At 68.1% G+C, this 13145-nt stretch carries 11 protein-coding genes; 7 read left to right on the forward strand and 4 right to left on the reverse strand.

Annotated features, from left to right (window positions below; translation table 11 throughout):
- Window positions 1-27 precede the first annotated feature (27 nt).
- On the reverse strand, window positions 28-1125 hold the full coding sequence (locus AC1RJ9_RS02555; protein WP_492834998.1) for a 3-deoxy-7-phosphoheptulonate synthase: 1098 nt from the start codon (window positions 1123-1125) through the stop codon (window positions 28-30).
- A 97-nt stretch (window positions 1126-1222) separates the two neighbouring features.
- On the reverse strand, window positions 1223-1306 hold the full coding sequence (locus tag AC1RJ9_RS02560) for a hypothetical protein (RefSeq protein ID WP_125156646.1): 84 nt from the start codon (window positions 1304-1306) through the stop codon (window positions 1223-1225).
- Window positions 1307-1467: 161 nt separating this feature from the next.
- On the opposite strand from AC1RJ9_RS02560, the gene AC1RJ9_RS02565 reads away from it, so the two are divergent.
- The 3 genes from AC1RJ9_RS02565 to AC1RJ9_RS02575 are packed head-to-tail and all read left to right on the forward strand — an operon-like array spanning window position 1468 to window position 5323.
- On the forward strand, window positions 1468-2967 hold the full coding sequence (locus AC1RJ9_RS02565) for an NAD(P)/FAD-dependent oxidoreductase (RefSeq protein WP_492834996.1): 1500 nt from the start codon (window positions 1468-1470) through the stop codon (window positions 2965-2967).
- A gap of 2 nt (window positions 2968-2969) precedes the next feature.
- The gene (locus tag AC1RJ9_RS02570) at window positions 2970-3419 is read left to right on the forward strand and encodes a GtrA family protein (RefSeq protein WP_492834994.1); all 450 of its coding nucleotides are present in this window, start codon (window positions 2970-2972) and stop codon (window positions 3417-3419) included.
- Window positions 3416-5323, forward strand: a complete 1908-nt coding sequence (locus tag AC1RJ9_RS02575; protein WP_492834992.1) for a hypothetical protein — start codon at window positions 3416-3418, stop codon at window positions 5321-5323. The genes AC1RJ9_RS02570 and AC1RJ9_RS02575 overlap by 4 nt, the downstream gene beginning before the upstream one ends.
- Here the strand turns inward: AC1RJ9_RS02575 and AC1RJ9_RS02580 are convergent.
- Complete coding sequence (locus AC1RJ9_RS02580) at window positions 5293-5457, reverse strand: hypothetical protein (protein ID WP_492834990.1); 165 nt, start codon at window positions 5455-5457, stop codon at window positions 5293-5295. The genes AC1RJ9_RS02575 and AC1RJ9_RS02580 overlap by 31 nt on opposite strands.
- Before the next feature lie 210 nt (window positions 5458-5667).
- On the opposite strand from AC1RJ9_RS02580, the gene AC1RJ9_RS02585 reads away from it, so the two are divergent.
- On the forward strand, window positions 5668-7035 hold the full coding sequence (locus AC1RJ9_RS02585) for a sugar MFS transporter (protein WP_492834988.1): 1368 nt from the start codon (window positions 5668-5670) through the stop codon (window positions 7033-7035).
- A 109-nt stretch (window positions 7036-7144) separates the two neighbouring features.
- On the opposite strand, the gene AC1RJ9_RS02590 is transcribed toward AC1RJ9_RS02585, so the two are convergent.
- A complete protein-coding gene (locus AC1RJ9_RS02590; protein ID WP_492834986.1) occupies window positions 7145-8146 on the reverse strand; it encodes an AraC family transcriptional regulator in 1002 nt (333 codons plus the stop codon).
- A gap of 142 nt (window positions 8147-8288) precedes the next feature.
- Here AC1RJ9_RS02590 and AC1RJ9_RS02595 point away from each other — a divergent pair, with 142 nt between their 5' ends.
- The 3 genes from AC1RJ9_RS02595 to AC1RJ9_RS02605 all read left to right on the forward strand — a co-directional run bounded on the left by AC1RJ9_RS02595 (window position 8289) and on the right by AC1RJ9_RS02605 (window position 12912).
- Window positions 8289-9083: a DUF2306 domain-containing protein gene (locus AC1RJ9_RS02595; protein ID WP_492834984.1), complete on the forward strand. Its 795-nt coding sequence runs from the start codon at window positions 8289-8291 to the stop codon at window positions 9081-9083.
- Window positions 9084-9190: 107 nt separating this feature from the next.
- Window positions 9191-10537, forward strand: a complete 1347-nt coding sequence (locus tag AC1RJ9_RS02600) for a dicarboxylate/amino acid:cation symporter (RefSeq protein WP_492834982.1) — start codon at window positions 9191-9193, stop codon at window positions 10535-10537.
- A gap of 71 nt (window positions 10538-10608) precedes the next feature.
- Complete coding sequence (locus AC1RJ9_RS02605) at window positions 10609-12912, forward strand: glycoside hydrolase family 3 N-terminal domain-containing protein (RefSeq protein ID WP_492834980.1); 2304 nt, start codon at window positions 10609-10611, stop codon at window positions 12910-12912.
- The last annotated feature ends 233 nt before the right edge of the window (window positions 12913-13145 follow it).

The raw sequence follows: 13145 nt of genomic DNA on the forward strand, positions 1-13145 counted from the left end.
TAATCCCGCCATTCGCGCTTTGGGTCTTTAGGCCTTGCGCGCCTCGCGACCGGCCCGAACCGCCGCCGCCAACTGGTCGAGCAGGCGCACCGAGGTGTCCCAGTCGACGCAGGCGTCGGTGACCGACTGGCCGTAGGTCAGGGGCTGGCCGGGAACGATGTCCTGGCGGCCCGCGACGAGGTTGCTCTCGATCATCACCCCCATGATCGGCGAAGTCCCGGTCGCCACCTGAGCGCAGACTTCGGCGACCACGGCCGGCTGGTTCTCGTGGTTCTTGCCGCTGTTGGCGTGGCTGACGTCGACCATGATCCGGGCCGGCATGCCCGCCTTGGCCACGGCTTGCGCGGCGGCGGCCACGCTGGCGGCGTCGTAGTTGGGCGTCTTGCCGCCGCGCAGCACGACGTGACAGTCGCCGTTGCCGGTGGTGGTGGCGATGGCCGCGCGGCCCTCCTTGGTCACGGCCAGGAAATGGTGCGGCTGCGAGGCGGCGGTGACCGCGTCGACCGCGACCTTGACGTCGCCATTGGTGCCGTTCTTGAAGCCGACCGGGCAGGATAGGCCCGAGGCCATCTCGCGGTGGATCTGGCTTTCCGTCGTGCGCGCGCCGATCGCGCCCCAGGCCACCAGGTCGGCGATGTACTGCGGGGTGGTGACGTCCAGGAACTCGCAGGCCGTCGGCAGGCCCTGGGCGCTGACGTCCAGCAGCACCCGGCGCGCCAGGCGCAGGCCCTCGTTGATCCGGAAGCCGCCGTCCAGGTCCGGATCGTTGATCAGGCCCTTCCAGCCGACCGTGGTGCGGGGCTTCTCGAAATAGACCCGCATGATCACTTCCAACTCGCCGGCGTGGCGCTCGCGTTCGGCGGCCAGGCGATGGGCGTAGTCGAGGGCGGCCTTCGGATCGTGGATCGAGCAGGGGCCGATCACCACCACCAGGCGGTCGTCGCGGCCGTGCAGGATCTCGTGGACCGCCGCGCGAGCCTCGCCGACGACCTCCGCGACCGAGGAACTGGCCGGCGCCTCGCCGATCACCTGGGCGGGCGGGCTGAGCGTCTGAAGCTTTTCGATACGCAGGTCGTCGGTGGGGACGGGCAGCGAGACGAGATGGGCGGCGGTCGAGGAAGGCATGGCGTACTCCGGAAGATCTGGCGAGGTCCGGTGGCCATGAAAAAAGCCGCCCGGGGAATCCCTGGCGGCTGGTGAAGGTGTCCTTGGTGGCCTGATGTCAGGCCGAACGAAACCCTCCCGGCGCCAGAGGCGTCGGATAGCTAAAATACCAAAACAGCTGTTGGCTGGCGGCGAGGGTCATCACAGCGACCGTAGCGCCACCTTTTCCACATGTCACCCCCGATCGCGTCGTCCGCGACCGATCGTCCTGGATTCACGATTAATCGGGATTCACCAAGCCTCGCGACCCCGCCTTAACCATCCGCCTGCATCTTGTCTCGAAACGGGATAGGAGGCGGCCGCATGGGCCAGCACGTGGAGACCCTGGTGATCGGCGCCGGCCCGGCCGGCCTGACGACCGCCTACACCCTGGCCAAGGCCGGCCGCGCCGTGACCGTGCTGGAGATGGACCCGACCTATGTCGGCGGCATCAGCCGGACGGTCGACTACAAGGGCTTCAAGTTCGACATCGGCGGCCACCGCTTCTTCTCGAAGAGCAAGGAGATCGTCGACCTCTGGAACGAGATCCTGCCCGACGACTTCATCGACCGGCCGCGCCTGTCGCGCATCTATTACCGCGAGAAGTTCTACGCCTATCCGCTGAAGGCCTTCGAGGCGCTCGCGAACCTGGGCGTCTGGACGGCGACCAAGTGCATGGCCTCGTTCGGCTGGGCCAAGCTGAACCCGATCGCCGCGCCGACCACCTTCCACCAGTGGGTCCGCAACCAGTTCGGCGAGAAGCTGTTCTCGATCTTCTTCAAGACCTACACCGAGAAGGTGTGGGGCATGAGCTGCGACGAGATCTCGGCCGACTGGGCCAGCCAGCGCATCAAGGGGCTGGACCTGGCCTCGGCGATCATCGACGGCGTCAAGCGCTCGCTGGGCGTCAAGGCCAGGGCGGGCGAGGGCGCGCCCAAGACCCTGATCGAGAGCTTCCGCTATCCCCGCAAGGGTCCCGGCATGATGTGGGAAGCCTGCGCCGAGAAGATCACCGCCCTGGGCGGGCAGGTCCGCATGGGCCGCAAGGTCGACGGCCTGCACTACGACAAGCTGGCCAAGATCTGGACCGTCAGCGTCTCCTGCGCCGACGGCAAGAAGGAAATCTACACGGCCGACGACGTCGTCTCGTCCGCCCCGATCCGCGAGCTGATGCAGTCGGTCAGCCCAACCCCGATCAGCATCTTCCACGCCGGCGAACTGATGTACCGCGACTTCCTGACCGTGGTGCTGATCGGCAAGCCGCAGAAGGAGCTGCCGGACAACTGGATCTATATCCACGATCCGTCGGTGAAGGTCGGCCGCGTGCAGAACTTCCGCTCGTGGTCGCCCGAGATGATCCCGGACGGCGTCTCGACCTGCCTGGGCCTCGAGTATTTCTGTTTCGAGGGCGATGGCCTGTGGACCACCTCGGACGAGGATCTCGTCATCCAGGCCAAGCGCGAGATCGCCAAGATCGGCCTGATGGACCCGGCGGACGTCTACGACGCCTGCGTGGTGCGCCAGCACAAGGCCTATCCGGTCTATGACGACGCCTATGCCGAGCACATCAAGATGATCCGCCTGGACCTGAAGATGCACTTCCCGGGCCTGCACCTCGTGGGCCGCAACGGCATGCACAAGTACAACAACCAGGACCACGCCATGATGACCGGCCTGCTGACGGCCGAGAACATCATCGCCGGCGAGACCCTGCACGACGTGTGGGAGGTCAACGAGGACGCCGAATACGGCGAGGCCGGCGTCTCCGGCGCCCGCGAGGCCCTGCGCAGCGAACGCCTGGTTCCGGCCAAGGTCGCGGCCTGATCATGGCCCCGGCTCCGCGGCTCTGGCGGCGTCTCCCCGAGGGGCTGCGGGAGCTGATGCTCTATGGCTTCGCCAGCGCCCTGGCCCTGGGGCTCGACTGGGGTCTGCTGCTGGCGCTGACGACGCTGGGTGTGAACTATTTGCTGGCCTCGGCGACGGGCTTCGTCAGCGGTATCGCCGTGACCTATCTGCTGTCGGTCTCGATGGTGTTCCGCCACCGCCCGGTCGCCGACCGCCGGCGCGAGTTCGTCGGCTTCGCCGGCGTGGGCCTGGCCGGCCTCATACTGACGCAGGGCCTGATGGCGCTTTGGGTCGAGGTCCTGAGCCTGCATCCGGGCGTGGCCAAGATCCCGACCGCCGGGATCGTCTTCATGTTCAACTTCACCGTCCGCCGGGCGCTGTTGTTCAATGCCCCCAGAAGCCCCGGGGGCGCCGACCCGGTCCAGCCGTGAGCCGCCTCGATAAGTTCGCCGATAGCCGCTGGCTTGGGTGGCTGGCCGCGTTTGGCCTGTTCCTGCTGAGCCGTCCCTATCTCGGCATCTATCACGACGGTCGCCTCTATGTGGCCGACGCCCTGGCCAAGCTGGACCCGGGCGGGGTCGGGCGCGACCTGATGTTCGTCCATGACGGGCAGTTTGGCTTCAGCCTCTACACGCCGATGCTGGCGCGATTGATCGCACTGCTGGGTCCGTCCGCCGCGACGATGGCGACCGTGGCCCTGACGCTGGCGCTGTGGTTCACGGCGGCGGTCTTGATGGTCGAGCGGCTCCTGGCGGATCGGTCGCCGGCGCTGCGCTGGGCGGCGTTGGTCTTCGTGGTCTCGTTGCCGTCTCTCTACGGGCCTCTGAACGTCATCGGCTTCGGCGAGCCCTACGCCACGCCGCGCGGCCTGGTCGAGGCGGCGGGCCTGGCCGGCATGGCCGCCTATCTGTCCGGACGACCTTGGCTGGGCCTTGGCCTCTGCATCGTCGGCATGCTGTTTCACCCGATCATGGGCCTGTGCTCGGCCGCCGCGATTGGCGTCGCCCTGTGCTTCGAGGACCGCCGCTGGCTGTGGGCCGGGCTGGTGGGAGTCGCCGTCGTCGCCGTGGCGGGCCTGGCGCACCTGCCGGTCGCCGACCGCCTGGTGACCGTCATGGACCCGGCCTGGCGGGCGGTGGTCGAGACCCGCAGCCCCATTCTGTTCCCCTCGCTCTGGCCGGTGGAAGCCTGGAGCCGTCTGGCCGTGCAGGCCTGCACCGTCGCGGCGGCGGGCCTTCTGCTCCAGGGCGCGCCGCGCCGCCTGGTCCTGGGCGCCTTGATCGCCGGCCTCGTCGGCGTCGGCGTCGCCGCCATCCTCGGCGAGCGACTATCGCTGATCCTGTTCCTGCAGATCCAGAGCTGGCGCACCCTGCAACCCGTCGCCGTGCTGGCTCTGGCCTGCCTGGCGCTGCTGGTCGCCGAACTGCCCCGACGCGGGGCGGCGGGGCTGCTCGGCATGTCCCTGATCGGCGTGGCCTGGCTGTTCCGCGATGTCGGCGCGCTCAGCCTGCTCGCGGCGCCGGCGGGCCTGTTGCTTGTCGCCGTGGGCGGCAAGCTGCGCTTTACGCGTCCGAGACTTTGCATGGGCTTGGCGCTCGGCCTGCTGGCCGTGGCTATGATCGGCTATGCTGGATTGGCTGGCGAGGGACTGGCGGACAAACTGACGCGAGCAGGGCGCTATAGCGAAGGCATCGTCTGGTTCAGCGACTTGCCCGCCCTGGCGATCGCGCTGGCGCTCGGCGTCTGGTTGGCCCTAGGCCGACCGACGCCGCCGGTCATGGCGCGCATCGCGGGTGTGGGGGTGGTCTGTCTGCTGGCGATCCTGCTGTGGGACGATCGCTCCGGCTACATCCGCGCGCGTGACCGGGGGAGAGATCCGGGGCTGGTCGCCATGACCTCTGCGCGGCCCGGGCCGGTGCTGTGGCTGGTCGGCGACATGGAGCCTTGGTTGCTGCTGGGCCGACCCAGTTGGTCCGCTCGCGTGCAGGGCGCGGGCGTGGTGTTCTCGAAACCCATGGCCCTGGAAATCCGCGACCGTTCCGACCGCCTGACCAAGCTGGGTTTGGTGGGCGAGGACTTCATTCGGCCGCTGACGGCGCCGGAACGCCGCCTGCCGCCACCGAGTCTGGCGCAGGTCCGGGCTTTCTGCGCGGCGCCGGACGCACCCGCCTGGATCCTCTGGCCACGCTGGGACGACGCCCCGCCGTTGGCCGCCGAATTGAATGCGCAAGACTGGACGCCCAAGGCGCCGTTCATCCGCGAACAAGTCGATCAGGGCGCGCTCCGCGCCCTGAAGGCCAGCCGCTACGCCGTGATTCCCTGCGCCGGCGACTGAGTCTCGGCGGGCTCGCGCGGCGCCTTGAGGCGCTCGATGGTCCAGCCCAAGAGGTGCACCAGCGCGTCGGCCAGGCCGACCATCGCCGCCAGCACGAACAGGCTGGACATCAGAAGAACCATCAGCGCCGACATGAGAAACTCCCGGTTCTCAGGATCAAGCCACGAAAGGCGTAGGCGTTCCCGTGGTAGCGCTATCAGGCGTCGAAAAAGCGCGCGCGTGGTTGACAACGTTGTCACGCTTCCTGTGAATGACGCGTCCGCGCAAAGACGGATTCCACGAATAACGTCCCTAGGGAGTGGTGCAGTGATTGCGGTGAAATACAGCCTCGAGGGCGCCGTCCGATGACCGACGCCGCGATCGCGAAGACCACGACGAAGGACGTAGGCAAGGGCGGGGGCGTCAAGCTCGCCGTCGTCTATGTAACCTGCCTGTTCTTCATCTGGGCGCTGGTCACCAACCTGCTGGACCCGCTGCTGAAGACCTTCAAGACGGTCTTCACGCTGAGCCCTGTCGAGGCCAGCCTGACGGGCTTCGCCTTCTTTATCGCCTACGGGATCATGTCGCTACCGTCGGCGGCGTTCCTGTCCAAGCTTGGCTACGCCAGGTCGGTCATGGTCGGCCTGGGCGGCATCGTCGCCGGCTGTTTTATCGCCATCGCGGCGGCTAAGCTGCACACCTTCGGCGTCTTTCTGGTCGGCCTTTTCGTGATGGCCTCGGGCGTGACCCTGCTGCAGGTGGCGGCCAATCCGCTGATCGCGTCGATGGGCAAGCCCGAAGAGTCCTCGTTCCGTCTGAACCTGTCGCAAGCGTTCAACTCGCTGGGCGCGGCCTGCGGCCTGTGGTTCGGCGCCAACTTCCTGCTCAAGGGCGAGATCTTCACCAAGGGCGTGGTGATCACCCAGGCCATGCGCGAGCAGGCCCTGGGCTTCGTCTCGAACGTCTATCTCGCCATCGGCGTGGGCCTTGCCCTGTTCATCCTGCTGATCTTCCTGGTCCGCCAGAAGATCACCGACGCCGCGCCGAAGACCGGCCAACTGGTCAATCCGTTCACCGCCCTGACCTCGAAGTGGGCGAACCTGGGCGCGATCGGCATCTTCCTCTATGTCGGCGCCGAGGTGGCGATCTCGCTTCACCTGCTGCTGTTCCTGGAGCAGTCGCGCATTCTGGACATTCCGTCCGAGCAGGCCGGCAAGCTGACGACCTTCTACATGGTGTTCGCCATGATCGGCCGCTTCGCCGGCTCGGCCATGCTGAAGACGATCAAGGACTACGCCTTGCTGACCGCCGTGGCCGTCGGCGCCATCGCGCTGTGCCTGGTCGTCATCCTGACCAAGGACATGACTCCCACGGCTCACACCGGCGCGGTCAACCTGTTACTGGCCTCGGCCCCGCTGACCAGCGGCCTGATCCCCGCCTTCGCGGCCCTGCTGATCGGCCTGTTCAACTCGATCATGTTCCCGACGATCTTCACCCTGACCCTGCAACGGTCCTCGGCGCCGACCTCGGCGACCTCGGGCCTGCTGTGCATGGCCATCGTTGGCGGCGCCTTCCTGCCGCTGGCCTTCGCCAAGATCGAGGAGCTGACCGGTTCGATCTCGATGGGCTTCATCGCCCCGCTGGCCTGCTACGTCTATGTCCTGTGGTTCGCGCTGGTCGCCAAGAAGGCCCCGACCCACGAGATCCAGGAGGGCGTGGCTGGCGGCCACTAGGCCGCGCCGCGAGCCCTCCGATAGCCGAAGACCTGCAAGCGCACCCCGGGAGGCTCGTTCTCCCGGGGATTTTTTTGTCCTCGGGGCCGGGCCGGAACATGTTGGCGCCTCAGCCCGGTTTGCGGCCGCGCGGGCTGGCCCCGGTCCAGCGCTTGAAGGCGCGCGAGAAGGCGCTGGTTTCGGAGAAACCGACCAGATAGGCGGTCTCGTTGACCGACAGCTTTTCCAGATAGGTCTCGGCCATCCGCCGGCGCAGGTCGTCCAGCACCTGGTCGAAGCTGACGCCTTCGGCCTTCAGGCGGCGATAGAGGGTCTGGCGCGACAGGCCCAGGGCCGTGGCGACCGCGCCCATAGCCAGTTCACCGGTGTGCAGCAGCGGGATCAGCAGGGCCTCGACCCGACCGCGCGTGGTCTTGGACTCTTCCAGGCTGGCCAGCAGCGCGTCGGCGTGGCCGTTGAACATGCCAAAGGCGTAGCGGTTGGGCCGGTGGATCGCGAGGTTCAGCCACGAGGGCTCGATCCGCAGGGCGTTCCAGGCCGCGCCGAAGGTGACGGGCGCGCGCAGCACGCGCTCGTACTCGGCGGCGTGGGCCGGGCGCGGGCGGGTCAGGTGTACGGCGAGGGCGAAGGTGAAGTCCGGATAGTGCCGGGTCATCTCGCACGTGAAGCGGGCCAGGGCGGCCTCGATCAGCTCCGGAAAGTCCTCGGCGCAGCGGTCCTCCAGCCAGAGCTCGCCATTGCGCGGCGTCAGCTGGAAGCGCGGACCGTCCGAGACGCCGTCGACCTCGACCACTAGGCGCGAAAAGCGGTTCAGCTGCTTCAGGGCCCCGCCCATGGTGTCGGCCGCCTGGCAGATCAGGCCGACGATCGAGATCTGCTCGAAGCGGGTGGCTTCCGGAAACTTCAGGGCCAGGGCCGGCTCGCCGGTCATCTCCTGGCCGGCGCGGTAGAGCGCCTTGTAGCGCTCCAGCGGGATGCGGGCGTCCTGGTCCGCGAAGTCGGTCTCGGCCACGCCGGTTCGATCCAGTAGCGCCGCGCGGTCCGCGCCCAGCGATACCGCGAACGCCAGCAGGGCCCTGAAGAACCCGCCCGACACCGTCGCTTGAACCATGCTTGCCTCAGAACGGATGGCCATGACGCGAGCGGTAGCAGGGTGATCGTCTGGGTCAAGTTCGTGTCGCCTCGCGTCATGGCTTGGCTCGGCCGCGCTCATTAAGCCTGCGAGCGAGGGATGCGTTGGCGGGTTGGTACAGATGGAGAAGATCGCTAACCGGGCGCTGAGCGCCTCGGCGACCGCGTGGTTCATCGCCCTGGTCATGGGGCTGTGGGCGTTCGGGGTCTATATCGTCGGGCTCTACGGCGTGGGCGCCGTCACCGGAGATTGGGAGCGCTGGAACGCGGTGCTGCCGGCGGGGCACGGCTACAATCACGGCGACACCGCCGGAAATCTGGCGCTGGGCGTCCACCTGCTGATGGCGGTGTTCGTGACCTTCGCCGGCGCGCTGCAGCTGGTTCCCGCGATCCGGGCCAAGGCGCCGGGTTTCCACCGCTGGAACGGGCGGGCGTTCATCACCGTGGCCTTCGCCATCGCGCTGTCGGGCCTGTTCATCGCCTTCACCCGGGGCGCGGTGGCCGGGATCTATATGGCGATCGGCAACACGCTGAACGCGGTGCTGCTGATGCTTTGCGCCGGGCAGGCGCTGCGGTTCGCGATCCGTCGGCGGTTCGACGCCCACCGACGCTGGGCGCTGCGGGCGTTCGTGCTGATGCTGGGCGTGTTCTTCTACCGTCTGGGCATGATGCTGTGGTTCGCCGCCAACCAGGGACCGGTGGGGCACACCAAGGCGTTCGACGGACCGTTCGACATCGCCCTGGCCTTCGGTCACGTACTGGGGCCGCTGGCGATCCTCGAGCTCTACCTGCTGGCGCGGGACCGGGGCGGGGCAGGGGCCAAGCTGGTCATGGCGGGCGGCATGGCGGTGGTCACCCTGGCGACGGCGGCGGGCGGCTTCCTCGCTATGATGGGACTGTGGTTGCCGCGTCTTTAGGCACAGGCTCCGTTTCAGTTTTCCTGGGGGCGACCACCGGAAAACCTCGCTCGTAAATCCCACCGCGCGGCACGACATTCCATCCTCAAGTTTGTCGAGGATCGCGCATGGCCGTCGCCCAGCCGAAGAGCAGCCGTTTCATCAACGGGTTCGGAGTCCAGGTCCTGGTCGCCATGGCCCTGGGCCTGGGGCTGGGCCTGCTGGCCCGCAACCTGGGACCGGACGAAGGTCAGGCGGGCTACGCCCTGGCCGAGACCTTGCACCAGGTCGGCTCGATCTTCGTCCAGCTGCTGCGCACCCTGGTGCCGCCGCTAGTGTTCACCGCCATCGTCGCCTCGATCGCCAACATCGCCCAGCTGCAGAACGCCGCGCGCCTGGTCTGGCGGACCCTGTTCTGGTTCGCGGTCACCGCCCTGATCGCCGTTCTGATCGGCATCGCCCTCGGTTTGATCCTTCAACCTGGCTTGCACACCAGCGTCGCGGCCGCGGCCGCCAAGGCGCCCAAGACCCAAGGCTCGTGGCTGGACTTCCTCACGGGCCTCGTCCCCGGAAACATCCTGGGCCTGGCCGCCTCGACCAAGGTTTCGGACGCGGGCGCGGCGACGACCTCGCTGTCGTTCAACGTGCTGCAGATCGTGGTCATTTCGCTGGTGGCGGGCATCGCGGCCCTGAAGGTCGGCGAGGCGGGCGAGGCCTTCCTGAAGTTCAACGCCTCGGCCCTGGCGATCGTGCGCAAGGTGCTGTGGTGGGTGATCCGCCTGACGCCGATCGGCACCGTCGGCCTGTTCGGCAACGCGGTCGCGCAGTACGGCTGGACGACGCTCGGCCAGCTCGGCGCCTTCACCGGCGCGATCTATATCGGCCTGGCTTTGGTGCTGCTGGTGGTCTACCCGACCATCCTGGCCTTGCACGGCCTCAACCCGATCAAGTTCTTCCAGGGCGCCTGGCCGGCGATCCAGCTGGGCTTCGTCTCGCGCTCGTCGGTCGGCGCCCTGCCGGTGACCGAGGCCGTGACCGAGACCAGCCTGGGCGTGCCACGCGCCTACGCCGCCTTCGCCGTGCCGTTCGGCGCGACCACCAAGATGGACGGCTGCGCGGCCATCTATCCGGCGATCTCGGCGATCTTCGTGGCTCAGTTCTTCGGCGTGCACCTGGCCTGGTCGGACTACTTCCTGATCGTCTTCGTCTCGGTGATCGGTTCGGCCGCCACGGCGGGCCTGACCGGCGCGACGGTGATGCTGACCCTGACCCTGTCGACCCTGGGCCTGCCCCTGGAGGGCGTGGGCCTGCTGCTGGCCATCGACCCGATCCTGGACATGGGCCGCACGGCCGTGAACGTCGCCGGCCAGGTGCTGGTCCCGACCATCGTGGCAAAACGCGAAGGGATCCTGGATCTGGCGACCTACAACACCGCTCGCGTTCCGGCCGAGGCGGTCCTGCATCCCGCCGAATAGGCGAGCGCGGTTGCGCCGGGACGCTTTAGCGGCAATTTTGCCGGCCTCGTAAAGCGTCCCCGGGGGATTCCATGGCTTTGAAGACGACGAACGGCGGCCCGCAGGGGCCGAGCCGGCGCGCCTTCCTGTCCAGCGCCACGGCCCTGATGGGGCTGGCCGTCACCGCCCCCCGCGCCTTCGCCCGGGCTTCGGATCGCATCGAAGGGCTGCTGGCCCAGATGACGATCGAGGAGAAGGCCGGCCAGCTGTCCTGCTTCGCCGACATGATCCGGCCGCCGATCGGCGACATCAATCCGCTGGTCAATATCCGCAACGCCGAGATCCTGCTGGCCGAGGTGAGGGCCGGCCGGATCGGGATGCTGTTCAACGGGGTGGGCGCCCAGACCGCGCGCGACACGCAGAAGGCCGCGATCGAGGACTCGCGCCTGAAGATCCCGCTGCTGTTCGCGGCCGACGTGATCCACGGCTTCCGCACCGTGTTCCCGATCCCCCTGGGCGAGACCGCCAGCTTCGACCCGCACCTGGCCGAGCGCACCGCCCGCGCCACCGCTCTGGAGGCGACAGCCTCGGGCCTGCACTGGACCTTCGCGCCGATGGTCGACGTCGCCCGGGATCAGCGCTGGGGCCGGGTGGCCGAAGGGGCGGGCGAGGACGTCTATCTGGGCGAGGTGATGGCCGCCGCCCGCGTGCGCGGCTTCCAGGGCAAGGACCTCAAGGCCGACGACAGCATGCTGGCCACGCCCAAGCACTTCGCCGCCTATGGCGCGGTAATGGCGGGGCTGGAGTACAATTCGGTCGAGGTCTCGGACGCCACCCTGCGCGAGGTGCACCTGCCGCCGTTCCAGGCCGCCTTCGCGGCCGGCGCCCTGACGACCATGTCGGCCTTCAATGACGTCAACGGCGTCCCGGCGACGGCCAACAGGAGGCTGCTGACCGACATCCTGCGCGGGGAGTGGGGCTTCAAGGGCGTGGTGGTCTCGGACTACACGGCTGACCAGGAGCTGGTGGCCCACGGCTATGCCGCCGACGACCGCGACGCCGCGCGCCTGGCCATCCTGGCGGGTGTCGACATGAGCATGCAGAGCGGCCTCTACAATCGTTACCTTCCGGAACTGGTCGCCTCGGGCGCCGTGCCGATGGCTACGGTCGACGCGGCCGTGCGCCGGGTTCTGGCCCTGAAGGAGGCGATCGGCCTCTTCGACAACCCCTATCGCTCGCTGGACCCGCGCGACGAGGCGGCCCGCACCGCCACGCCCGCTTTGCGCGCCCTGAGCCGCGAGGCCGGCGCGCGCTCGATCGTGCTCTTGAAGAACGATCAGGCCCTCCTGCCCTTGCCCAAGGCCGGCAAGCGCCTGGCCTTGATCGGTCCGTTCGCCGACGACCGCGACAACGTGCTGGGGGCCTGGGGCGGCTTCTTCGCGGACCGTCGCCTGAACGTCGATCTGGCCACCGGCGTGCGCGCCCAGCTGGCCGATCCGGCGAGCCTGATCGTCGAGCGCGGCTGCGAGGTCGAGACCACCATCGCCGGCGGTTTCGAGCGCGCGGTGGCCGCGGCTCAAGCCGCCGACATCGTCCTGCTGGCCGTCGGTGAGAGCCAGGACATGACCGGCGAGGCCAAGTCGCGCACGGACATCCGCATCCCGCCGGTCCAGCAGCGCCTGGCCGAAGCGATCGCCGCGACGGGCAAGCCGGTCGTCGTCCTGTTGCGGCACGGCCGCGCGATCCAGCTGGAGGGCGTGGTCCGCGACGCTCCGGCGATCCTGGCGACCTGGTTCCTGGGCAGCGAGATGGGCAACGCCGTGGCCGACGTACTGTTCGGCGTGGTGAACCCCTCGGGCCGACTGCCGGTCAGCTTCCCGATCGACAGCGGCCAGGAGCCGTTCTTCTACAACGGCCGCACCACCGGCCGCCCGGCCCCGGTCGATCCGAACGGCCAGGAGTACAAGGCGCGCTGGCGGTCGATCCGCAACGACGCGCTCTATCCGTTCGGCTTCGGCCTCAGCTACACGCGCTTCGACGTCACGGACGTGAAGCTCTCCACGCAGCGCCTGGCCTGGAACGACACGCTGCACGTGACCGCCAAGGTCAAGAATAGCGGCGACCTGCACGGCGACCATGTCGTCCAGCTCTACATCCGCGACCGGGTCGCCAGCCGCACCCGGCCGGTGCGCGAGCTGAAGGGTTTCCAGCGTGTCTCCCTGGCTCCTGGAGCCGAGCGCGAGGTGCGGTTCGAGCTGAAGCGCGAGAACCTGATGTTCGTCGGCGACAACGATTACTGGATCGCCGAGCCGGGGATGTTCGACGTCTGGCTGGCCAGTTCCGCTGTCGACGGCCTGATGGCCAGCTTCGAGCTGCTAGGGGCGGGGCAGGGCTGAACCCGAATCGGTGGCGTTAGGAGTTTGGGCCAAAAAGCGGCCGACGCCTCGCTTCAAGGCGTTCGCGTTAAGCGCGCGCTAAGCTTGACGTCGCGTGTCCAGGCGCTGTGAACGGACGGTGCAAGACGAAGCTAACACCTTACTTTATAAGGCTTATGCGCGCATCCAACAGGCCGAAATATAGGTGCGTCCGTAAACTCGCGTGGCATGTATAGCGCTGCGTCGGCATGTCT

The sequence above is a fragment of the Caulobacter sp. GW822-FHT07D08 genome (assembly GCF_058798735.1).

What these genes read in the sequence shown, in the direction of transcription:
- AC1RJ9_RS02555 (WP_492834998.1), bottom strand. Translation starts at nt 1,125, where the DNA reads ATGCCTTCCTCGACCGCCGCCCATCTCGTCTCGCTGCCCGTCCCCACC.
- AC1RJ9_RS02560 (WP_125156646.1), bottom strand. Translation starts at nt 1,306, where the DNA reads ATGACCCTCGCCGCCAGCCAACAGCTGTTTTGGTATTTTAGCTATCCG.
- AC1RJ9_RS02565 (WP_492834996.1), top strand. Translation starts at nt 1,468, where the DNA reads ATGGGCCAGCACGTGGAGACCCTGGTGATCGGCGCCGGCCCGGCCGGC.
- AC1RJ9_RS02570 (WP_492834994.1), top strand. Translation starts at nt 2,970, where the DNA reads ATGGCCCCGGCTCCGCGGCTCTGGCGGCGTCTCCCCGAGGGGCTGCGG.
- AC1RJ9_RS02580 (WP_492834990.1), bottom strand. Translation starts at nt 5,457, where the DNA reads ATGTCGGCGCTGATGGTTCTTCTGATGTCCAGCCTGTTCGTGCTGGCG.
- AC1RJ9_RS02585 (WP_492834988.1), top strand. Translation starts at nt 5,668, where the DNA reads ATGACCGACGCCGCGATCGCGAAGACCACGACGAAGGACGTAGGCAAG.
- AC1RJ9_RS02590 (WP_492834986.1), bottom strand. Translation starts at nt 8,146, where the DNA reads ATGGTTCAAGCGACGGTGTCGGGCGGGTTCTTCAGGGCCCTGCTGGCG.
- AC1RJ9_RS02595 (WP_492834984.1), top strand. Translation starts at nt 8,289, where the DNA reads ATGGAGAAGATCGCTAACCGGGCGCTGAGCGCCTCGGCGACCGCGTGG.
- AC1RJ9_RS02600 (WP_492834982.1), top strand. Translation starts at nt 9,191, where the DNA reads ATGGCCGTCGCCCAGCCGAAGAGCAGCCGTTTCATCAACGGGTTCGGA.
- AC1RJ9_RS02605 (WP_492834980.1), top strand. Translation starts at nt 10,609, where the DNA reads ATGGCTTTGAAGACGACGAACGGCGGCCCGCAGGGGCCGAGCCGGCGC.